21 protein-coding genes are annotated in these 21,264 nt (G+C 70.0%); 12 read left to right on the plus strand and 9 right to left on the minus strand.

All coding sequences use genetic code 11. The annotated features are described in order from the left end of the window. Positions 1–21: 21 nt before the first annotated feature. From MTAB308_RS17920 to MTAB308_RS29880, 8 genes are all read left to right on the plus strand, one after another. Positions 22–669, plus strand: coding sequence for a sensor domain-containing protein (locus tag MTAB308_RS17920; protein WP_108637444.1), 648 nt, complete (start codon positions 22–24; stop codon positions 667–669). Positions 670–834: 165 nt separating this feature from the next. After that, a complete protein-coding gene (egtA, locus tag MTAB308_RS17925; RefSeq protein ID WP_077100932.1) occupies positions 835–2,094 on the plus strand; it encodes an ergothioneine biosynthesis glutamate--cysteine ligase EgtA in 1,260 nt (419 codons plus the stop codon). Between the two features lie 26 nt (positions 2,095–2,120). Beyond that, positions 2,121–3,395, plus strand: coding sequence for an ergothioneine biosynthesis protein EgtB (gene egtB, locus MTAB308_RS17930; protein ID WP_425436347.1), 1,275 nt, complete (start codon positions 2,121–2,123; stop codon positions 3,393–3,395). Further along, on the plus strand, positions 3,395–4,102 hold the full coding sequence (gene egtC / locus MTAB308_RS17935) for an ergothioneine biosynthesis protein EgtC (protein WP_077100936.1): 708 nt from the start codon (positions 3,395–3,397) through the stop codon (positions 4,100–4,102). The genes egtB and egtC overlap by 1 nt, the downstream gene beginning before the upstream one ends. Further along, on the plus strand, positions 4,099–5,064 hold the full coding sequence (gene egtD, locus MTAB308_RS17940) for an L-histidine N(alpha)-methyltransferase (protein ID WP_077100938.1): 966 nt from the start codon (positions 4,099–4,101) through the stop codon (positions 5,062–5,064). The genes egtC and egtD overlap by 4 nt, the downstream gene beginning before the upstream one ends. After that, positions 5,061–6,203 (plus strand): ergothioneine biosynthesis PLP-dependent enzyme EgtE, encoded by a 1,143-nt coding sequence (egtE, locus tag MTAB308_RS17945; RefSeq protein WP_077100940.1) that lies wholly within the window; start codon positions 5,061–5,063, stop codon positions 6,201–6,203. The genes egtD and egtE overlap by 4 nt, the downstream gene beginning before the upstream one ends. A gap of 188 nt (positions 6,204–6,391) precedes the next feature. Beyond that, complete coding sequence (locus tag MTAB308_RS28945) at positions 6,392–6,571, plus strand: hypothetical protein (protein WP_077100942.1); 180 nt, start codon at positions 6,392–6,394, stop codon at positions 6,569–6,571. Positions 6,572–6,601: 30 nt separating this feature from the next. After that, positions 6,602–7,996 carry a PE family protein gene (locus MTAB308_RS29880; protein ID WP_245831440.1) on the plus strand — a complete coding sequence of 465 codons (1,395 nt, stop codon included), beginning with the start codon at positions 6,602–6,604 and terminating at the stop codon, positions 7,994–7,996. A gap of 24 nt (positions 7,997–8,020) precedes the next feature. Here MTAB308_RS29880 and MTAB308_RS17955 read toward each other — a convergent pair whose 3' ends face one another. Both MTAB308_RS17955 and MTAB308_RS17960 read right to left on the minus strand, forming a co-directional pair. Then, on the minus strand, positions 8,021–8,698 hold the full coding sequence (locus tag MTAB308_RS17955; protein ID WP_077100946.1) for a class I SAM-dependent methyltransferase: 678 nt from the start codon (positions 8,696–8,698) through the stop codon (positions 8,021–8,023). 18 nt (positions 8,699–8,716) lie between these two features. After that, positions 8,717–10,189 carry a glutamate-cysteine ligase family protein gene (locus MTAB308_RS17960; protein WP_077100948.1) on the minus strand — a complete coding sequence of 491 codons (1,473 nt, stop codon included), beginning with the start codon at positions 10,187–10,189 and terminating at the stop codon, positions 8,717–8,719. A 182-nt stretch (positions 10,190–10,371) separates the two neighbouring features. Between MTAB308_RS17960 and glpK the strand changes: the two genes are divergently transcribed. Further along, positions 10,372–11,838, plus strand: a complete 1,467-nt coding sequence (gene glpK / locus MTAB308_RS17965; protein WP_245831527.1) for a glycerol kinase GlpK — start codon at positions 10,372–10,374, stop codon at positions 11,836–11,838. Between the two features lie 87 nt (positions 11,839–11,925). Here glpK and MTAB308_RS17970 read toward each other — a convergent pair whose 3' ends face one another. Then, positions 11,926–12,636 (minus strand): PadR family transcriptional regulator, encoded by a 711-nt coding sequence (locus tag MTAB308_RS17970; RefSeq protein ID WP_077100950.1) that lies wholly within the window; start codon positions 12,634–12,636, stop codon positions 11,926–11,928. 203 nt (positions 12,637–12,839) lie between these two features. On the opposite strand from MTAB308_RS17970, the gene MTAB308_RS17975 reads away from it, so the two are divergent. Beyond that, on the plus strand, positions 12,840–13,229 hold the full coding sequence (locus MTAB308_RS17975) for a hypothetical protein (protein WP_077100952.1): 390 nt from the start codon (positions 12,840–12,842) through the stop codon (positions 13,227–13,229). 30 nt (positions 13,230–13,259) lie between these two features. Here MTAB308_RS17975 and MTAB308_RS17980 read toward each other — a convergent pair whose 3' ends face one another. Then, positions 13,260–14,156, minus strand: coding sequence for an RDD family protein (locus MTAB308_RS17980; protein WP_077100954.1), 897 nt, complete (start codon positions 14,154–14,156; stop codon positions 13,260–13,262). A 36-nt stretch (positions 14,157–14,192) separates the two neighbouring features. Between MTAB308_RS17980 and MTAB308_RS17985 the strand changes: the two genes are divergently transcribed. Continuing rightward, on the plus strand, positions 14,193–15,185 hold the full coding sequence (locus MTAB308_RS17985) for a stage II sporulation protein M (RefSeq protein ID WP_077100956.1): 993 nt from the start codon (positions 14,193–14,195) through the stop codon (positions 15,183–15,185). A 16-nt stretch (positions 15,186–15,201) separates the two neighbouring features. On the opposite strand, the gene MTAB308_RS17990 is transcribed toward MTAB308_RS17985, so the two are convergent. The 5 genes from MTAB308_RS17990 to MTAB308_RS18010 are packed head-to-tail and all read right to left on the minus strand — an operon-like array spanning position 15,202 to position 20,710. Continuing rightward, on the minus strand, positions 15,202–16,524 hold the full coding sequence (locus tag MTAB308_RS17990) for a DUF58 domain-containing protein (RefSeq protein ID WP_077100958.1): 1,323 nt from the start codon (positions 16,522–16,524) through the stop codon (positions 15,202–15,204). After that, positions 16,524–17,501, minus strand: a complete 978-nt coding sequence (locus MTAB308_RS17995) for an AAA family ATPase (protein ID WP_077100960.1) — start codon at positions 17,499–17,501, stop codon at positions 16,524–16,526. The genes MTAB308_RS17990 and MTAB308_RS17995 overlap by 1 nt, the downstream gene beginning before the upstream one ends. Continuing rightward, entirely contained in the window at positions 17,498–18,661 is a 1,164-nt protein-coding gene (locus MTAB308_RS18000) for a DUF4350 domain-containing protein (RefSeq protein WP_173842204.1), read from the minus strand. Before MTAB308_RS18000 ends, MTAB308_RS17995 begins: the two co-directional genes overlap by 4 nt. Further along, complete coding sequence (locus MTAB308_RS18005) at positions 18,643–19,296, minus strand: DUF4129 domain-containing protein (RefSeq protein WP_077100962.1); 654 nt, start codon at positions 19,294–19,296, stop codon at positions 18,643–18,645. Before MTAB308_RS18005 ends, MTAB308_RS18000 begins: the two co-directional genes overlap by 19 nt. Before the next feature lie 13 nt (positions 19,297–19,309). Then, entirely contained in the window at positions 19,310–20,710 is a 1,401-nt protein-coding gene (locus tag MTAB308_RS18010; RefSeq protein ID WP_216823678.1) for a DUF7847 domain-containing protein, read from the minus strand. Between MTAB308_RS18010 and MTAB308_RS18015 the strand changes: the two genes are divergently transcribed. Beyond that, positions 20,709–21,173, plus strand: coding sequence for a GatB/YqeY domain-containing protein (locus tag MTAB308_RS18015; protein WP_077100966.1), 465 nt, complete (start codon positions 20,709–20,711; stop codon positions 21,171–21,173). The two genes, MTAB308_RS18010 and MTAB308_RS18015, sit on opposite strands and share 2 nt — an antisense overlap. The last annotated feature ends 91 nt before the right edge of the window (positions 21,174–21,264 follow it).

A 21,264-nucleotide genomic window follows, 5' to 3' on the forward strand; every position in this document is an offset into this window, starting at 1 on the left:
GCATGATCGAAACCCATGACCATGCGGATCTGTGCCGCGGTGGTGGCCGTCGGCGTTGCGGCCGGAACGGGGATGGGCGTTCCCGTGGCGGCCGCTCATCCGTCAGAGCCCGGGGTGGTCAATTACGCGGTCCTGGGCAAGGGGTCGGTCGGCAACATCGTCGGCGGGCCGATGGGCTGGGAGTCGACGTTCACCCAGCCCTTCCAGGGCTTCTCCGTCGACGTGCCGGTGTGCAACAACTGGGCGGACATCGGGCTGCCCGAGGTGTTCGACGATCCGGACCTGGCGTCGTTCAACGGGGCGACCACCCAGACTTCGGCCAACGACCAGACCCATTTCGTCAAGCAGGCGGTCGGGGTGTTCGCCAGTGACGACGCCGCGGGCCGGGCGTTCCATCGCGTCGTGGACCGGACCGTGGGTTGCGCGGGGCAGACCACCGCGATGCATTTGGACAACGGGAGCACGCAGGTGTGGGCGTTCGACGGCGGCCCGGCGACGGGTACCGATGCCGGTTGGACCAAGCAGGAGGCGGGCACCGACCGGCGCTGTTTCGATCAAACCAGGCTGCGCGAAAACGTGTTGCTGCAGGCCAAGGTCTGCCAGTCTGGCAACGCGGGTCCCGCGGTCGACGTCCTGGCCGGGGCGATGCAGAACGCGCTGGGCCAGTAGCGTGGACGCGCGAACCCGGGCGGGCGGATGGTTTTTGACTGGGAAGTCCCGGCGGGACGGGAATATGTCGGTGCGATCTGCAAGATGAAGTAGTGGCGATATTTCTCCGTTCGTTGCGCAACCAGCGGTCCGCGTCGTCAGCCCGGGCCTCGAAGGGATCGTGATATGACGTCCGCCGCCGTCAGCGCCGCCCAGGCGGAAATGGTCGACTCCGCCGCCGCCGCGAAATACATCGCCGAGGCCTGCCTGATCGATGGACCGCTGCGGCGTATCGGCCTGGAGCTGGAAGGGCATTGCCACGACCCGACCGACCCGCACCGCCGGCCCGGCTGGGACGAAATCAGCGACGTGCTCGAGCGGCTGCCCGCCCTGCCCGGCGGCAGCGCCGTCACGGTCGAACCCGGCGGGGCCGTCGAGTTGTCCGGCCCGCCCGCCGACGGGGCGCTGGCCGCCATCGACGCGATGAATCGGGATCAGGCCGTGCTGCGGTCGGCCCTCGCCGACGCCGGGCTGGGCCTGGTTTTCCTCGGGGCCGATCCGCTGCGGCCGCCGAAGCGCATCAACCCGGGCCCGCGCTACCGCGCCATGGAGCAGTTCTTCGGCGCCAGCCGCTCCGGGGAGGCGGGTGCGGCGATGATGACGTCCACCGCGTCGATTCAGATCAATGTCGACGCCGGGCCGCGGGACGGCTGGGCGGCGCGGGTCCGGCTGGCGCACGCGCTGGGCCCGACGATGATCGCGATCTCCGCGAACTCCCCGATGCTGGGCGGCGAGTTCACCGGCTGGGTGTCGACCCGGCAGCGGGTGTGGGGAGACATGGACTCGGCACGCTGCGGGCCGATCCTGGGCGCCAGCGGCGACGACCCGGGCACCGACTGGGCGCGCTATGCGCTCAAGGCCCCGGTGATGCTGGTGCGCGACCCCGAAGCGGTGGCCGTCACCCGGTGGGTGCCCTTCGCGGACTGGGTGGACGGCCGCGTATTGCTCGGCGCGCGGCGCCCGACGATCGCCGACCTGGAATACCACCTGACCACGCTGTTCCCGCCGGTGCGCCCGAGGCAGTGGCTGGAGATCCGCTACCTCGACAGCGTCCCCGACGCGTTGTGGCCGGCGGTGGTGTTCACGCTGGTGGCGCTGCTCGATGACCCGGTCGCCGCCGACCTGGCGGCCGAGGCCGTCGAACCGGTGGCCACCGCCTGGGACACGGCGGCCCGGCTGGGCCTGCGCGACCGGCGGCTCTACGAGGCGGCCAACAAGTGCATGGCGATCGCGGCCGAGCGGGCGCCCGCGGAGCTGACCGAGTCGATGCAGCTCCTGGTCGGCGGCGTCGAGCAGGGCCGATGTCCGGGCGACGAGTTTTCCGACCGGGTCATCGAGCATGGCATCGCGCCGGTGGTGGCGCGGTTGGCGCAAGGGGGCCTGTGAGGTCCCGACAGAGGCTTGCCGACGACATGGCGCGGGCGCGGGCGCGCACGCTGCGACTGGTCGATTTCGACGACGACGAGCTGTGGCGGCAGTACGACCCGTTGATGAGCCCGCTGGTGTGGGATCTGGCGCACATCGGTCAGCAGGAGGAGTTTTGGCTGCTGCGGGGCGGCGACCCGGCCCGGCCGGGGATGTTGCCGCCGGCCGTCGAGGGTCTCTACGACGCGTTCGAACACTCCCGGGCCAGCCGCGTGGAGTTGCCGCTGCTGCCCCCCGAGCGGGCGCGGTCCTATTGCCGCACCGTGCGGTCGGCCGCGCTGGACGCTTTGGACGCGCTGCCCGACGACCCCGCCGGCGACCGAGCGGCGTTCGTCTTCGGGCTGGTGGTCAGCCACGAAAACCAGCACGACGAGACCATGCTGCAGGCGCTGAACCTGCGCACCGGCGCGCCGCTGCTGACCGGCGGTTCCGCCCCGCCCGAGGGCCGGCCGGGCCTGGCCGGGACGTCGGTGCTGATCCCGGGCGGCCCCTTCGTGCTGGGCGTCGACGCCGCGAGCGAACCGTACTCGCTCGACAACGAACGCCCCGCCCACGTCGTGGACGTGCCGGCGTTCCGGATCGGCCGGGTTCCGGTCACCAACGGCGAGTGGCGCCAGTTCATCGACGACGGGGGCTACCACCAGCCGCGGTGGTGGTCCGAGCGTGGCTGGCAGCACCGTCAGGCCGCTGGCCTGAGCGCGCCGCAGTTTTGGAGTCGCGACGGCAAGACCCGCGCCCGGTTCGGCTACATCGAGGACATCCCCGCCAATGAGCCGGTGCAGCACGTCACCTACTTCGAGGCCGAGGCCTACGCCGCCTGGGCGGGCGCGCGGCTGCCCACGGAAGTGGAATGGGAGAAGGCCTGCGCGTGGGACCCGGCGAGCGGCACCCGCCGGCGCTATCCGTGGGGTGAGCAGGAGCCGTCCGAGGCCCTGGCCAACCTGGGCGGCACCGCGCTGCGTCCCGCGCCCGTCGGCGCGTACCCGGACGGCGCCTCGGCCTACGGGGTCGAGCAGATGCTCGGTGACGTCTGGGAGTGGACCGCCTCGGCGTTGCGGCCGTGGCCGGGCTTCGTCCCGATGATCTACGAGCGCTACTCCCAGCCGTTCTTCGACGGCGACTACCGGGTGCTGCGCGGCGGCTCGTGGGCGGTGGAGGCGGGGATTCTGCGGCCCAGCTTCCGCAACTGGGACCATCCGGTGCGCCGGCAGATCTTCTCCGGCGTGCGGCTGGCCTGGGACGTGCTGGAGGAATCGGCCTGATGTGTCGCCACCTGGGCTGGCTCGGCGCCGACGTGACCGTCTCCTCGCTGGTGCTGGACCCGCCGTGCGGGCTTCGGGTGCAGTCGTATGCCCCGCGTCGTCAGAAGCATGGCCTGATGAATGCCGACGGTTGGGGCGTCGGGTTTTTCGATCGCGAGGTGCCCCGCCGCTGGCGCAGCCCGGCACCGCTGTGGGGCGACGTGTCGTTCGACTCGATCGCGCCGGCGCTGCGCAGCCACTGCGTGGTGGCCGCGGTGCGCTCGGCGACCGTGGGGATGCCGATCGAGGCCAGCGCGACCGCGCCGTTCACCGACGGCCGCTGGCTGTTGTCGCACAACGGGGTCGTCGATCGCGCGGTGCTGCCGCCCACTTCGTCTGCCGAATCTTCTTGCGACAGCGCGATACTCGCGGCCACCATCTTCGAGCGCGGGCTTGACGCACTAGGCGACACCGTCGCAGAGATCGGGGCCGCCGACCCGCTCGCCCGGCTCAACATCCTGGCCGCCGACGGCTCCCGGCTGCTGGCGACCGCCTGGGGAGACACCCTGTTCATCCTGCGGCGCGACGACGGGGTGGTGTTGGCCAGCGAGCCCTACGACGACGCGCCCGGCTGGGACGACGTGCCCGACCGGCACCTCGTCGAGGTCACCCCGGCGGGCGTCACGATCACCCCGCTGAGCCACCCGCATTCGAAAGGATCTCGATGACGCTGACGCTGTCCAACCACCTCGCCGCCGACTCCGCGTATCACGCGCTGCGACGCGACGTGCTCGACGGCCTGCAGCAGACGCCGAAAACCTTGCCGCCCAAGTGGTTTTACGATTCGGTGGGCAGCGACCTGTTCGACCAGATCACCCGGCTGCCCGAGTACTACCCGACCCGCGCCGAGGCCGAGATCCTGCGCGACCGGTCCGGCGAGATTGCGTCGGCCAGCGAGGCCGACACCCTGGTCGAGCTGGGCGCCGGAACGTCGGAGAAGACGCGGCGGCTGCTGGACGCGCTGCGCGACCGCGGCTCGCTGCGCGGGTTCGTGCCGTTCGACGTCGACGCCAGCGTGCTGTCGGCCACCGCCACCGCCGTCCAGCGCGAATACCCGGGCGTCGAAATCAACGCCGTCTGTGGGGATTTCGAGGAACACCTGACCGAGATCCCCGACGCGGGCCGGCGGCTGTTCGTTTTCCTGGGATCGACGATCGGCAACCTCACGCCCGAGCCGCGCGCGGAATTCCTCAGCACCCTCGCGGGGGTGATGCGGCCGGGCGACAGCCTGCTGCTGGGTACAGACCTGGTCAAAAACGCCGAACGGCTGGTGCGCGCCTACGACGACGCCGCAGGGGTGACGGCCCGGTTCAACCGCAACGTGCTCGCGGTGATCAACCGCCAACTCGACGCCGATTTCGACGTCGAGGCCTACCAGCACGTGGCGCGCTGGAACACCGACGACGAACGCATCGAAATGTGGCTGCGGGCCGGCCGGCGCCAGCGGGTGCGGGTCGGGGCGCTCGACCTGACGGTCGATTTCGCGGACGGCGAGGAAATGCTCACCGAAGTGTCGTGCAAGTTCCGCCCGGACGGGGTCAGCGCCGAATTGGCCGAGGCCGGCCTCCGTCGCGTCCGGTGGTGGACCGACGGCGCGGGCGACTTCGGCCTGTCGCTGGCGGTGAAGTGACGGCGGATTCGCTGGCCGACCGGTGGCGGGCGGCGCGTCCGCCGGCGGCAGGGCTGCACCTCGACAGCGCCGCCTGCTCGCGCCAGAGTTTCGCGGCGCTCGACGCCGCCGCCCAGCACGCGCTGCACGAGGCCGAGGTCGGCGCCTATGTCGCGGCCGAGGCGGCGGCCCCGGTGCTTGACGCCGGACGGGCCGCGGTCGCGAGGCTGTGCGGCATGCCCGACGCCGAGGTCGTGTTCACCACCGGCTCGCTGCACGCACTGGATCTGCTGCTGGGCGCCTGGCCGACCGACCAGCGCACGCTGGCCTGCCTGCCCGGCGAGTACGGGCCCAACCTGGCCGTGATGGCCGCCCACGGCTTCGAGGTGCGCACCTTGCCGACCCTGGGCGACGGCAGGCTGGCGCTCGACGACGCGGCATTCCAGCTTGGCGAGGACCGGCCGGACTTGGTGCACCTCACGCCGCTGGCCAGCCACCGCGGCGTGGTGCAGCCCCTTGCCATGGTGGCCAGGCTCTGCGGTGAACTGGGCGTGCCGCTGGTGGTCGACGCCGCACAGGCGCTGGGGCACGTCGACTGCGCCGTCGGCGCCGACGCCATGTACTCGTCGTCGCGCAAATGGATCGCCGGGCCGCGCGGCGTCGGCGCCCTGGCCGTGCGACCCGGGTTGATGGATCGGCTGACGCCGCGACTGCCGGCACCGCAGTGGGCCGCGGGCCTGTCGGTGGCGCAGCAACTCGGCTTCGGGGAAGCCAACGACGCTGCGCGCGTGGGCTTTTCGGTCGCCGTCGGCGAACACCTGGCCTACGGGCCGGAATTGATCCGCGCCCGGTTGGCCGAGCTCGGCGACATCGCCCGCGGCCTGCTGGCCGACGTCGACGGCTGGCTGGTGATCGAGGAGACCGAGGAGCCGAGCGCCATCACCACGCTGGCCCCCGTCGACGGCGCCGACCCCGAGGCGGTGCGGGCATGGTTGCTCGCCGAGCGGCGCATTGTGACCACCTACGCGGGGGTGGCGCGGGCGCCGCAAGAGCTGTCCGCGCCGGTGCTGCGGATCTCGCCCCACGTCGACACCACGGCCGACGACCTGGAGAGCTTCGCCGAGGCGCTGATCGCGGCCACCGCGGCCACCGGCACCTAGCGGTCCGGCCGCGGCGCCGCCCGAAGAAACCGATTCGGGAAATCCGGTGGGAAATTTTGACCGAAAGTATGAAAAGCCCTGGGCTTATTAAGCACGTGTGCGGTAGGTTTTTTCTAGCGCGCCCGGGTTAAGGGTCGGCCCGCGACTGCACGCCGCTCGACGACGAGCAGGTGAGAAAGGGGTGCCGGATGAGATCCGCTCCGATGCTTCAGGCGGCGGCCCGGGACCTGCGGAGCGGCGAATTGGGCGCGGCCGCAGCGTCATTCAGCTCGGTGACCCCGGGCCTGGCGGGTGCGGCACGGCAGGGTTGGGCGGTGCAGGCGATGACGGCCGCTGCCGCCCGGCCCCTCTCTTTGCGGCGTGCGTGAAAGGAGATGGCGATGTCGTATGTGATCACCGTGCCCGACGTGGTGCAGGGTGCAGCTCAGGACCTGGCGGGTATTCGTGCCTCGCTGAGCCAGGCCGCCGCGGCCGCGGGCCCCACTACCACCGGGATAGCGGCGTCCGCGGCAGACGAGGTATCGATCGCGATCGCCTCGCTGTTCGGCAGCGCCGGCCGGCAATTTCAAGCTCTGAACGCCCAAGCGCAGGCGTTCCACGCCGAGTTCGAAAGCTTGCTGAGCGCTGGTGCGGCGGCATATGTCAGCGCCGAGGCCGCTAACGCGGGGCAGGTTCTGAGCAACGCGGTGACCGGTGGCGGCCCAGCGGCCGCCGCGGCGGTACCCGCCGCGACCTACCGCACCTTCAACCTTTTCAACAACGCACTCGACATCAACATCGGGACGGGTGGCATCCAATTCACGATCAGCACTCCGGGGGTCATCCTGCCGGCGGTGCACGTGCCTCCGATCAGCGTCGCCCCCTTCAACCTGCCTCAGCTCACCATTCCGCCCATCAACATTCCGGCGGGTTCCACGGTCGCCAACGTCACGGTGAGTGCGTTCAGCTTGCCGCAACTGTTGATACCGTCAATCGAGATCCCGGCCGGCACCACCCCTGCCAACATCACCGTCGGCGCATTTGACCTGCCGTCGATAACGACCCCCGCCATCACCGTGCCGCCGATCAACCTGCCGGCGGTGACCATACCGGCGTTCCAGACGCCCCTGATCCAGGTGACGGGCTGGAGCCTGCCTTCGATAACCGTCCCGCAAATCACCCTTCCGCAGATCCAGTTCCCGGATATCAATGTTCCGGGTGGTGGCCAGACAGTGGTCCACTTGCACACCAGTAACGTCCTCTTCCCGGACTATGACATCAACCTCGAGTCGTTCGATCTCGCGCCATCGCTTGGCTTAAACACACTGGGCTATATCACTCAAATCAGCATCCCCAGCATCCAAATCGGGGCTTTCACCCTGCCGTACCTGAACATCAGCAACCCGAGCGGCGGCAGTTACGTGTTCCCGTCCATCGGCCTCGCCGGCTTCTCCATCCCGTCGGTCACCGTTCCGCCCATCGCCGTCAGCGGTTTCACGCTGCCGCAGGTGAGCTGGCCGGCGGTCACCACGGCACCGCTGACCGTCCCGCCGATCGGCGTCGGTGGTTTCACGCTGCCGCAGGTCAGTTGGCCGGGGTTCGCCACGGCACCGTTGACCGTCCCGCCGATCGGCGTCGGCGGCTTCAGCCTGCCCGACGTCAACATCCCCAACATCACCCTGGCCCCCGTTCAGCAGGAGCAGTTCACGATCCCGCCAATACCCACCTGGCTGAACGGAGCGACCGTCATAGCAAACGACTTTGTTTCGATCGTGGATGACGTCGCGGCCAGCCTGCTGGGCGTGAGCCCCTGACCCGCGCGTGGCGCGGTTACATCCTCAGCCGGACTTGTGCGCGGTCAGCAGGTAGGCCGGCAACTTCGTCCGGCCCTTCTCGTCGTGGTCGTGCGGCGGAAACTCGAACGGCGCGTTGGAGATTGGGGGAATGTTCGCGTGGATGTAGGCGGGCCGGATCTCGTCGATGTCCCAATACTTGCCCACCGCGGCGCGCAGCTCGTCCGCGTCGACCTCGTTCGGCTTCGGTTCCATCTCCGCGGGGAAGGCGCCCTTGGCGAACACCAGCACGAAATAGGCGGCCCCCGGGGCGGCCGCGCGGTGGATCGAGCTCAGGTAGCCGTCGCGGCCCTCCACCGGTAGCGAATGGAACAACGTGCTGTCGACAACCGTCGAGAAGCGTCCGTCGTATCCCGTGAACGACGTGATGTCGGCCTGCACGAAGCTGGCGGTGCTCAGGCCGCGTTCTTGCGCCGCCCTGGTGGCCGCCGCGACGGCGGTCGGCGTGAGGTCGATGCCGACCACGGTGTAGCCCTGCGCGGCCAGCGCCAGCGACAGCTCGGCGAAGCCGCATCCGGCGTCAAGCACGTCGCTACGGAACTGTCCGGCCTCGATCAGCGCCGCCAATTCCGGCTGCGGCTCGCCGATGTTCCACGGCGGTGGCCCCTCGAATTCGCCGTCCTCGCGATAGGCGCCGTCCCAATCCATGATGTCGGATGACATGGTTACCCCTTTGCGCAGCTATGGATCCCAGGTGTGCACCGGCTCGTTGGCGTGCATGTGTTCGCAGTACCTGCGCAGCATCTCGGCGAGTGCCGCAGGCCGGCTCACACCAGCGTTCTCCAGGGTACGCACGGTGGACACCTGCCAGGTCGCCCCGTTGCGGCCGGCACGGGCGCGGCCCTCGATGACGCCGAGGAAGCGGTCGCGCACCTCAGCGTCGACGCCCCAGCGGCGCAGGCCGTCGTCGGCGATCGGCAGCAACGTGTCGAGGACCAATTCGCGGGCCGTCACTTCGCCGACGCCGGGCCAGTGCAGCCGGGCGTCGATGCCGTGGCGGGCCGCCTCGAGGAAGTTTGCCTGTGCCACAACGAAACCCATCTTGTTCCACAGCGGGTCCTGGGCTTCGGACAGGCTGCGCAGCACGCCGTAGTAGAAGGCGGCGTTGCCGAGCATGTCGATGACGGTCGGCCCGGCCGGCAGCACCCGGTTCTCCAGCCGCAGATGCGCGCGCTCGTCGACGACGTCGTACACCGGCCGGTTCCAGCGGTACACGGTGCCGTTGTGCAGGCGCAATTCGGCGAGCTGCGGGGTGCGCCCGGCGGCCAACTCGGCGACCGGGTCTTCGTCGGAGATTTCGGGCAGCAGGGACGGGAAGTATTGGATGTTCTCTCCGAACAGGTCGAGCACGGAGGCGATCCAGCGTTCGCCGAACCACACCCGTGGTCGCACTCCCTGGGCCTTGAGTTCCTCGGGCCGGGTGTCGGTGGATTGCGCGAACAACTCGATGCGGGTTTCCGACCACAGCTGATGGCCGAAGAAATAGGGGGAGTTGGCCGCCAGGGCCAGTTGGGGGGCCGCGAGCACCTGGGCCGCGTTCCAGTTGGCCGCGAATTCCTCGGGGGCCAGCTGCAGGTGCAATTGCATGCTGGTGCAGGCGGATTCGGGCGCGATGGTCGCGGCCCGCCAGCTCAGCGGTTCCGGGCCGGAGATGTTGATCGGGATGTCCTCGCCGCGGGCGGAAAAGATCGAATCGTTGAGGGCCGCATACCGCTTCGATTCGCTCATCCAGTTGTCGTCGAGATGCTCGGGCATCAGCGTGGGCAGGATCCCGATCATCACGATGTGGGCACCCCAGGAGTTTGCCTTCAGTTCGGCGTCGTTGAGGCTGGTCCTCACCTCGGCCTCCAGGTCCAAGCCGGTGTGCCCGGGCAACGGCCGGGGCGGAACGTTGAATTCGATGTTGTAGGCACCCAATTCGGTCTGATAGGCCGGATCTGCGATGGCGTCCAGCACGACACGGTTCGACATGGCGGGCTGATAGTCGGAGTCGACGAGATTGCACTCGATCTCCATGCCGGTGAGCGGCCGGTCGGCGTCGAAGCGCGACCGTGCCAGCATCGTCTCAAAGACGTCCAGGCACAGCCGCACCTTGCGCCGGTATTCCTCCCGCTGCGCGCGGTCGTACGTGGTGCGCTTGACCTCTTCGCCCACAACGCCGATGGAACAGGTTTACCGGCCGCAACGCAAGGCCGCGGGGCTGACCTGTGCGGACGGGCGCCGAGCGGGTAGACCATCATGGACGTGCACGTCTCACATGGGTGGAGGAGAGCTCGTTGGCCGAGTCCGCGGAATTCGTAGCCGCCATCGATCAGGGCACCACCAGCACCCGGTGCATGATCTTCGATCACGACGGGGCCGAAGTGGCCCGCCATCAGCTCGAGCACGAGCAGATACTGCCCCGCGCCGGGTGGGTCGAGCACGACCCGGTGGAGATTTGGGAGCGCACGTCGTCGGTGCTCATGTCGGTGCTGAACCGAGCCAACCTGTCGTCGAAGGAGCTTTTGGCCCTGGGCATTACGAACCAGCGGGAAACGACGCTGGTGTGGAACAAACGGACCGGACGGCCGTATTACAACGCGATCGTCTGGCAAGACACCCGCACCGACCGGATCGCGTCGGCGCTGGACCGGGACGGCCGCGGGGACGTGATTCGGCGCAAGGCCGGCTTGCCGCCGGCGACCTATTTCTCCGGCGGCAAGCTGCAGTGGATCCTGGAAAACGTGGACGGTGTGCGCGAGGCCGCCGAAAGCGGTGACGCCCTGTTCGGCACCGCCGACACCTGGGTGTTGTGGAATCTGACCGGCGGCCCGCGGGGCGGCGCGCACGTCACCGACGTGACCAACGCCAGCCGCACGATGCTGATGAACCTGGAGACGCTGGACTGGGACGACGAGCTGTTGTCGTTCTTCGCGGTTCCGCGCGCGATGCTGCCGGCGATCGCGCCGTCGTCGCCGCTGCAGCCCTACGGCGTGACGCTGGAGTCCGGGCCCTTAGGCGGCGAGGTGCCGATCACCGGCGTCCTCGGCGACCAGCACGCGGCGATGGTCGGCCAGGTGTGCCTGGCCGAGGGGGAGGCCAAAAACACCTACGGCACCGGGAATTTCCTGCTGCTCAACACCGGCGAGACGATCGTGCGGTCGGACAACGGCCTGCTGACCACCGTCTGCTACCAGTTCGGCGACGCCAAACCCGTTTACGCGCTTGAGGGTTCGATAGCGGTCACAGGCTCGGCGGTGCAGTGGTTGCGCGATCAGCTGGGCATCATCAGCGGCGCCGCGCAGAGCGAGTCGCTGGCGCGTCAGGTTCCCGACAACGGTGGCGTGTATTTCGTTCCGGCGTTTTCCGGTTTGTTCGCCCCGTATTGGCGATCCGACGCCCGTGGCGCGATCGTGGGGCTGTCGCGGTTCAACACCAATGCGCACCTGGCCCGCGCGACGCTGGAGGCGATCTGCTACCAGAGCCGCGATGTGGTGGACGCGATGCAGGCGGATTCCGGTGTGCGCCTTGAGGTGCTGAAGGTCGACGGCGGCATCACGGGCAACGACCTGTGCATGCAGATCCAGGCCGACGTGCTGGGCGTGGACGTGGTGCGGCCGGTGGTCGCCGAGACCACCGCGCTCGGCGCCGCCTACGCGGCGGGACTGGCCGTCGGGTTCTGGGCGGACCCGTCCGACCTGCGGGCCAACTGGCAAGAGGACAAGCGCTGGACGCCGACGTGGGACGACGACCGGCGCGCCGCGGGGTATGCGGGCTGGCAAAAGGCCGTGCAGCGGACCCTGGACTGGGTCGATGTGACCTGATCCAGGGCCCACCGCCGCGAGCGTGCGTGTTTGTACGCCGACACGCCGGTGTGGCCGTACATTTGCGCACGCTCGCGACGAACAGGTTCAGTCCTCGCCGAGGATGCCGTAGACCTCGCGGCGGGCATTGTTGAGGATTTCGACGATGCGCTGCTGCTGCTCGGCGGTGGCGGTATGCGCGGATTGCGCGACCGCGCCGAACAGCTGGCCGATCGCGGCCCGCAGGTTAACCTGGCCGGGATCGGCGCCCTCGGCGATCTCGTCCCACGGCGGGGTCTCGATCTTCTCGGCCGCCGCGCGGCCCTCGTCGGTCAGTGTGAAAAGCTTTTTGCTGCTGTCGGTTTCGGTGGCGCTGACGAGGCCCTCGTCGTCCAGCAGCTGCAGCGTCGGGTACACCGACCCCGGGCTGGGCCGCCAGATTCCGTTGCTGCGCTCGGCGATCTGCTGAATCATTTCGTAGCCGTGCATCGGCCGCTCGGCCAGCAGGGCCAGGATGGCCGCTCGCACGTCACCGCGGCGTCCGCGGCCGCGGCCGCCACGACGCGACCCGCGCCGGCCGCCGGGGCCGAAGCCGAATCCCGGGCCGAATCCGGGCCCGAATCCGGGGCCGAATCCAGGTCCGAAGCCGGGGCCGAAGCGGTCGCCACTGTGGTCGCGGAGGTGTTCGCGGAATTCGCGGCGGGCCTGGCGCCTGGCGTCGTGCAGGGCGCGCCGGTCCACCGGGCCGGGGCCGAAGCCGAATCCGAAACCGGGCCGGCCGGCGAATGGTCCCTCGGGGGGAGTAAAGGGGTTGCTCATGTTGGTGGTCCTTACGTAGTGGGGAACGCACACGTCGTGCGCTTCGGAGTATCACGATATATCGGAAACTAACGCGATGCAACAAGATATTCCGGAATAACGGGAAGCGCTGCCCGCCGCGGCCCTCTGAGCTGCGGGAAATGGAACCGAGGACCGCGGGACCCGCGGTTTGCCTCCCACGGACCGGGGGTAGGAACTGGAGGATGGACGCTCACAACGACCTGACCGTCGGCGGCGGCACCGGCAGCGTGGCCGAGGTCGCGCCGCGCGAGGGCAGCCGCGGCCGCAACGCGTGGCCCTGGGTCAACTGGGGGTTGGCGCTGGCCACGGTGCCCGCCGCGGCCATTGTGATGCTCTTCGCGCTCGGCGCGGTGATGAGCACCGACGGGTGCGGCGAGCGGACCTGTCCCAACCTGGGCCGGGGCGGCATCGATTTCGGTGTCGCGTTCTACGGCGCACCCGTCGTGGCCTTCGTCGTCATCGTCATCTCGTTCTTCACCGCTAAGCGCCGGGGCGGCATCGCGGTTCCGCTGGCCGGCTGGGCGCTCCTGGTCCTGGACGTGGCCCTGATGGCGGCGGCCGTATCTGGCTAGCCGCGTCGCCCGGTCGCGACGGTCCAGCTGCTAGACCGGCGGCGCGAACCCACCCGGTGGCGGCCCCGGCGTAGCGGGCTCCGGCCCCGGGTTGGTCGACCCCGGTTGCGGCCAGGGCGCCGGCGTCGGTGGCGCGGGCGGCCAGCGGGGCGGGCCCGGTTGCGCCCAGGTCCCCGCGGGGGGCATCGCGGGGCGAAGCCGCGCCAGTTCCCGGCGGTGTCGCTCGGCGAGCACCGCGGCCAGCGCCAGCTCCGGCGGCGCGCCGGGCGGCGGTGGCGGGGCGATGCGCGACACGACGTCACCGGCGATTCGGTACGCCATCTGCTGGCGTAACTGGCGGTCGAGTTGCGGTGCGCGGGAAAGGAACTGGCGTGCGACCTCGGCCTGGCCGGCGTCCAGGCCGGACAACTGCAGCGAGGCCGCCCACCACGCCAGCGACGGTGGCATCACGGGCGGAGGGTCGGACCGCGGCCCGCGTTCACTGATCACGACCGTGCCGGCAAAGACGTCGCCGATGCGTTTGGCCTTCGCCGACAACAAGCTGCAGATGACGGCGGGACTTCCCGCGAGCATCCAAATTTCGACCACGGACGCCAGCGCGCGAAACAGCGCTTGCCGGAAGCGTTCTGGGCCGCCGTCGTCGGACACCACGCGCAGGCCCATCACGATCTTGCCGACCGATCGCCCACGGGTGGCGGTTTCGAACAGCACCGGATACCCGACGATCACCAGGACTGTGAAAATGAGCAGGATGGCGGCGCTCAGCGCGCTGTCGAATTGGGTGAGGGTGGCCGCCCACAACATCAAGCCGAGCACGTAGCCGACGAAGATCACCGCAATGTCGATCAGTGCGCCCACCGCCCGCACCGGCAACTGCGCGATCTGCACATCGAGCACCACGGCGTCCCCGGTGACCACCTCCGACATAACACCGAACGGTACAGGGCGATTAGGCTGCGCAGGGTGGACGTCGACGCATTCGTGCTGACCCATCGCGCAACGTGGGACCGGCTCGACCAATTGGTCAGAAGGCGCCGATCCCTGACCGGCGCCGAGGTCGACGAACTCGTCGAGCTCTACCAGCGGGTCTCCACCCATCTCTCGATGCTGCGGTCGGCGTCCTCGGACTCGCTGCTGATCGGCCGGCTCTCGAGCCTCATCGCGCGGGCCCGCTCGGTGGTGACCGGCGCGCATGCGCCGCTGAGCAGTACGTTCGCCCGGTTCTGGACGGTGTCGTTTCCGGTCGTCGCGTACCGCACGTGGCGCTGGTGGGTGGGCACGGCGGTCGCGTTCTTCGCCGTCGTGGTGGTCATCGCGATCTGGGTGGCCGTCAATCCGGAGGTCCAGTCCGCGCTGGGAACGCCAAGTGACATAGACGAATTGGTCAATCACGATGTGGCGTCGTATTACAGCGAACACCCCGCCGCGGCATTCGCCCTGCAGGTATGGATCAACAACTCCTGGGTGTCCGCCCAGTGCATCGCCATGTCGGTCGTGTTGGGCCTGCCGATCCCGATCATCCTGTTCAACAATGCCGCCAACCTGGGGCTCATCGCGGGGCTGATGTTCCAGGCCGGCAAGGGTGGCATCCTGCTGGGGCTGCTGGCCCCACACGGGCTGCTGGAGCTGACGGCGGTATTCCTGGCCGGGGCGACGGGGATGCGACTGGGGTGGTCGGTGATTTCGCCCGGGGACCGGCCGCGCGGACAGGTGCTCGCCGAGCAGGGCCGCGGCGTCGTCTCGATCGCCGTCGGATTGGTGGCGGTGCTGCTGGTGTCGGGATTGATCGAAGCTCTCGTGACGCCGTCCCCGCTGCCGACGTTCGTCCGGGTGGGCATCGGAGTTCTCGCCGAGGCGGCGTTCTTGTCCTACATCGTCTACTTCGGGCGCCGCGCGATGAAGGCCGGCGAGACCGGCGATGTCGAGGACGCGCCCGACTTCGTCCCGACCGCGTAGGCCGCTTGCCCGAAAGCTAAAGCCGGCCAGTCGCTTTCATCGCCAGGTAGTGGTCGGCGAGGGCGGGCGCGATCTCGGCGGGTGGCGCGTCGACGACTTCCACTCCGCTGTGGCGTAGCCGGGTGGCGATCGCGCGCCGGTCGTTGCGGGAGCGTTCGGCGGCGGCCGCGTCGTAGACCGCCGCCGCGTCCGAGCGCCCCGCCGCCATCTCGTCGACGCGGGGGTCGCCGACGGCGGCGATCATCACGTGGTGTTTGGCCGACAGTTGGGGGAGCACCGGCATCAACCCCTCGTCCAGCGCGGTCGCGTTCAGATCGGTCAGCAGCACCACCAGCGAACGCCGCCGGGTGCGCCGCAGCACGGCGGCGACCATTGCGCGCCAATCGGGTTCGATCAGGGCCGGTTGGAGCGGTGCCATCGCCTCGACCAGCTGGGCGAGCAGCTCGGTGCGTGACGCGCCGAACACGGCGGCGCGGCTCACCCGGTCGTGGGCGAGGAAGTCGACGTGGTCGCCGGCCCGGGATGCGAGCGCGGCCAGCAGCAGCGCGGCGTCCATCGACCAGTCCAGCCGGGGCCAGCCCGCCGGATCGGCCGCCGTCGGGTCGACACCGACGCGACCCGCCGCCGTGCGCCCGGTGTCGAGCACGATCACCACCCGCCGGTCGCGTTCGGGCCGCCACGTGCGGACCACCACGTCGGCGCGCCGCGCGGTCGCGCGCCAGTCGATCGAGCGCACGTCGTCCCCGACGACATACTCACGCAGCGAGTCGAATTCGGTGCCCTGCCCGCGTATCAGCGTCGGCAGGAGGCCGTCGATCTCGCGCAGCTTGGCCAGCCGCGACGGCAGGTGCTTGCGCGACAAGAACGGCGGCAGCACCCGGACCTGGCCCGGCACCGAGCGCGAACCCTGCCGTCCGGCCAGCCCCAGCGGCCCGACCGACCGGGCGGTGATCAGCGCCGCGCGCTGATCGCCCCGGCGAACCGGTCGCAGCCGTGTCTGCACGCGCAGCTGCTCGCCGGCGCCGATGCCGACGGCATGACTGCGCGGTTCGGCGCGCGCGCTGGGCGGCCAGGCGTCGCGGACCTGCCCGCGGAACCGGCGGCCGCCGTCGTTGTGGATCACCAGCTCGACGTCCACCTGCTGCGCCAGGCGCGCCGAGCAGTCCGGCGACCGGACATAGCGCAGTGCGCGGGGGCTGGCCGCCAGCGCCGCATCGACGATCACGAGTGCGATAAGGATGAGCAGCAGGACGACGAAAGCCCTTGCGGGCCAGGGTGATGCCGCAATGGGCAGGACGCAGATCAACGCCACCAGCCCGGTGCGCCCGGTCAGGATCACTAGCGGGGCACCGGCACCGACGCCAGGATTCCGTCGAGCACGCCGTCGGGCGTGGCCCCTTCGAGCTCGGCCTCCGGACGCAGCATCACCCGGTGCCGCAGCGTCGGGCGGGCCATGGCCTTCACGTCGTCGGGGGTGACGTAGTTGCGGCCGGACAGCCACGCCCAGGAGCGGGCGGTGGCCAGCAGCGCCGTCGCCCCGCGAGGCGACACTCCCAGCTGTAGTGCGGGGGAGGAGCGGGTGGCGCCGACGATGTCGACGATGTAGCCCAGCACCTCGTCGGCGACCAGGACCTGTTGCACCGCTTGGCGTCCTGCGGCGAGTTCGGACGGTCCGGCCACCGGCTTGATCGCCGACAGGTCGCGGGGGTCGAATCCGTGCGCATGCCGGGACAGGATGGCGATCTCCGCGTCGCGAGCCGGCAACGCCACATTCAGCTTGAGCAAAAAGCGGTCCAGTTGGGCTTCGGGCAGCTGGTAGGTGCCCTCGTATTCGATCGGATTCTGCGTCGCGGCGACGATGAACGGGTCGGGCAGCGGCTTGGCTTCGCCTTCCACGCTGACCTGGCGCTCCTCCATGGCCTCCAGCAGGGCGGCCTGGGTTTTGGGCGGGGTGCGGTTGATCTCATCGGCCAGCAGCAGGTTGGTGAACACCGGACCCCGCCGGAATTCGAACGCGGCGGTGCGCGTGTCGTACACCAGCGAGCCCGTCACGTCGCCCGGCATCAGGTCGGGGGTGAACTGCACCCGCTTGAACTCCAGCTGCAGCGCGGCCGCCAGCGACCGCACCAGCAGCGTCTTCGCCACTCCCGGAACGCCTTCCAGCAGCACGTGGCCGCGGCACAGCAGCGCGATCACCAGGCCGCTGACCACTCCCTCCTGCCCGACGACGGCCTTGGCGAGCTCCGCTCGCAACGCGAGCAGCGCCTCGCGCGCCGAATCGGTAGCGGGCGTCTGGGTGGCGGATGGTTGCGTCACGTGTGTGTGACCTGCCTTTCGATGTCGTCGAGCGCACGGGCGAGGTGTAACAGGTCCTGGTCGGTGGCCGGGGGCGGCCCGAACAAGTGATAGGAGACGAATCCCGAGTCGGCGCCGGTGCGCTGGGCCACGGTCGCCACCACCGCCGGTGGCGGTGCGCCCGGGCCGAGGCCGAGCCTGGGCAGCAGCCGCTGCACGGTGGCGGTACGCAACGCCGCGGCGGCGCGATCGCGGGCCCGGCGCGAGCGGTAGAGCCGGCCGCGACCCTCGACGGTCTCCGAAGCCCGCACCACGACGGGCAATTCCTCGGCCACCAGCGGTCCGGGGCGGCGGCCCTTCCACAGGGCGACCAGCAGTACGACCAGGCACAGCTGCCACACGATCCAGGTGACGTTCTGGGGAATCAGATCCAAAACCGATGAGGGCGTGGATGTTTCGCCCTCGACGCGGTGCGGTGCGTACCAGACGAGGCGGGGCCGATCGCCGGCGAGGTTCATCGCCAGCGCGGCATTTCCCGCCTGCAGCAGGCCGCCGTTGGTCATGAAGTCGGTGTTGCCGACGGCGGTGATGGTCCGTCCGTCGTCCCGATAGCGGATCAGCACCCCGTCGTAGCAGCTGGTCATGGTCCGGGAGTCGGTGGCCTGGTAGGTGTCGCTCGGTCCGAAGCGGGCGGTCCCGGCGCGATTGGCCTCGCGCAGGGTGCAATTGGGGTTGCTGTCAAAGGCAATGCTCCCGACCGACTTCCGCACGCCCGGCATCAGCGCATCCCGGGTGCGCGCCGTGGGTTCCACCAGCAGCAGGTCGGCGGGGACCTTCGCCAACCGGTCCAGCAGCGCGGTGTCGGTGAGGAATTGGCTCTGTGCCACCAGGATCTGCGTGCCGGGCCTGGTCGCGCGTTCGACATCGGCGATGGTGTCGGCGACCACGACCTCGACGCCGCCGTCGCGCAACAGCGTCACCAGCGCGCGCGCCCCGTCGGGCAGCGTCGATTCCGGGTCCATCCGGTCGCCGGGCCGCGGTGCGGTCAGGTAGGCGCCGATGCCGGCGATGGCGGCGAGCGCCACGATGGTGGCGACCGCCCAGGCCCATGGCCTCCAGCGCCGCGCGGCCCCGGCTGGCGGACGCGCCGCGACGGTCGCCATCACCGGACCTGCGCCCATGCTTCGGTTGCCGCCGGCTGGCCCGCCATCGCCGGTGGGCTCGGTGCGCGCGACCGCAGATGATCGTCGAGGGCGACGATCGTCCGGTAGGCTGCCTCGGTCCCGGGCCGCTCGCCGTACGTCACGTCGTTGAATGCCGTTGCCGCCTGGGACAATTCGTCGGCCAGGTGGGGGAGTGCTGCGGCGGCGTCTCGGGCCAGCTCGTTGGCGGTGCGGCCCGGAGCCGGTTCCAGGACGCCGGTCTCCTCGAGCTGGCGCGCGACGGCGCGCAGCCGGTGCCGGATCGCCGCCGACCAATTTCCCTCTGCGGCATAGCTTTCGGCGGTGGCGCGATGCTGGGCCGCGGTGAGCAGGCCGGCCTCGAACAGCAGGTAATCACCGCCCCGGTTGGTGCGCATGGTGCGTCGTGCGATGTGGATGCCGACCACCACCGCGACAGCCAGCAGGACGAGGAGCACGGTGGTGGTGAACCATCCGCCCGGTATCTTCGCGGTCTTTTCCAGCAGCCGGTACAACAGTTCGTTGACCCAGTCGGCGAATTGCCGGGCCGCGGAACCCTTGGAGTAGATCGGTTTGTTCAGCTCGATCTGTGCGGCCTGATGGGCGGCATCGCGGTCGATGTCGATGGAAGGCACGGTCAGTGGGTCCTCAAGCCGGCCGGGTCAGCCATAGGTTGTCGGTGGATTCGACCGCGTAGGGCCCGCCGGCGGCGCCGCTCTGCAGCACCAGGTCGAACGCCTCGGCCCGCATCCGGCGGTCGGTGTAGAGCAGCACGATGACACCGGCGTTGAACGGCGCGATGATGATCTGGCCGATCGCCGTGCCGACCGCCGCGATCGCGGTGCTCAGCAGCAGCCCCCCCGTGGACGGGGTCAGGACGGCGAGCAGGATCTGCCCGCCGATGGCGAAGGGCGCCGCGACGGCGTTGCCGATGAACGACGCCACGATGAAGGTCAGCGTCCGGATCCCCAACACCCGCCAGAAGCCGTTGCGGACCAGCGCGAACGATCTGGCGACCGCGTCGAAGACCGGCAGCCGCTCGAGGACGATCAGCACCGGCGCGAACAGCACCACGGTGTACAGGTAGACGAGCAACGCGATCACCGCGAACACCAAGGGCAGGCCCAGCAGCACAGCGAGCGCCGCGCCGCCGGCGACGGCAAATAGCGCGATAGCAACCGCCACCAGCCCGAAAAGAACCGCCACCACGGCGGCTTCCAGCAGCGCCAGCCCGAGCAATGGCACCAGGCGCCCCCGGATCTTGATCCAGGTTTCCCCGATGGTGATCGGCGATCCGAACACCGCCCGGCCCACGATGACGGTCAGCATGCCGGACAGCAGCATGCCGCCGAGCCAGGTGACCAGCATCCCGGCGCCCATCGACGCCATCCAGGCGCCCACGATGCCGCCGCTCAGCTCGTTGGAGCGCGCGATGGTGATCCTGCCGTAGGCGGCCAACGGGCCGAACGTCGCCACCAGCGAGATCAGCTGCATGAGCACCACGACCGTCGCGGTCAGTCCCAGCGTCGCCCGGGGGTTGGCCCGGACGTAGCCGACCGCGCCGTTGAAGATGTCGCTCAGCGTCAAGGGGCGCAGCGGGATGATTCCGGGTTTGATCGCTCCGGGAACCAACTGCGGCGGGCCGTAGGGCGTCCCGTAGCCGGGCGGCGGGCCGTATCCGGGTGGTGGTCCATATCCCGGTGGGGGCCCGTAGCCGGGCGGTGAGCCGTAGCCGGGCGAGGCGCCGTACCCGGGTGGCGGTCCATATCCCGGTGGCGGGCCGTAGCCGGGCGGCGGTCCGTAGCCCGGTGGCGGTCCGTAGCCCGGTGGGGGGCCGTAGCCCGGTGGCGGGCCGTACGCCCGCGGCGCATAACCGCCCGGCGCATACTCACCGGGCGGGGGCACAACCGGATAACCGGGCGGCGGCGCGGTCACTGTGTTCCGCGACCTGTAAAGCCGGGCCCGTCGTTCGTCATGGGCTCCATCCTGTCGGCGGTCCGGGCATTTCACAATCTCGACCGGCGCCCCGGCGCGTAGCGTCTCAGGCATGGCGGAACTCAAATCCCGGCTTCGGGCCGACCTCACCCAGGCGATGAAGGCCCAGGACAAGTTGCGAACCGCGACCCTGCGCATGCTGCTGGCCGCGATCCAGACGGAGGAGGTCTCCGGCAAGCAGGCTCGCGAGCTTTCCGACGACGACGTCATCAAGGTGCTGGCCCGGGAATCCCGGAAGCGTGGTGAGGCCGCCGAGATCTACACCCAAAACGGTCGCGGTGAGCTGGCGGCCAACGAGCACGCCGAGGCGCGGATCATCGACGAGTACCTGCCGACGCCGCTCACCGAGGCCGAGCTGGCCGACGTCGCCGACACCGCGATCGCGCAGGTCGCCGAGGAGATCGGGGAGCGGCCGGGCATGAAGCAGATGGGACTGGTGATGAAGGCGGCCACCGCGATCGCGGCCGGCAAGGCCGACGGCGCGCGGCTCTCGGCGGCGGTGAAAGAGCGCCTGTAGGGCCAATTGCCCTGTGCCGCTGGGGAATCCGGCGGCCGAGCGCGCGGGGCGGCGGTCTCGACGCGACCGCCGCCGGGTAACGGCCCTATCA

The organism is Mycobacterium terramassiliense (assembly GCF_900157385.1).
GTDB classification, from domain to species: Bacteria; Actinomycetota; Actinomycetes; order Mycobacteriales; family Mycobacteriaceae; genus Mycobacterium; species Mycobacterium terramassiliense.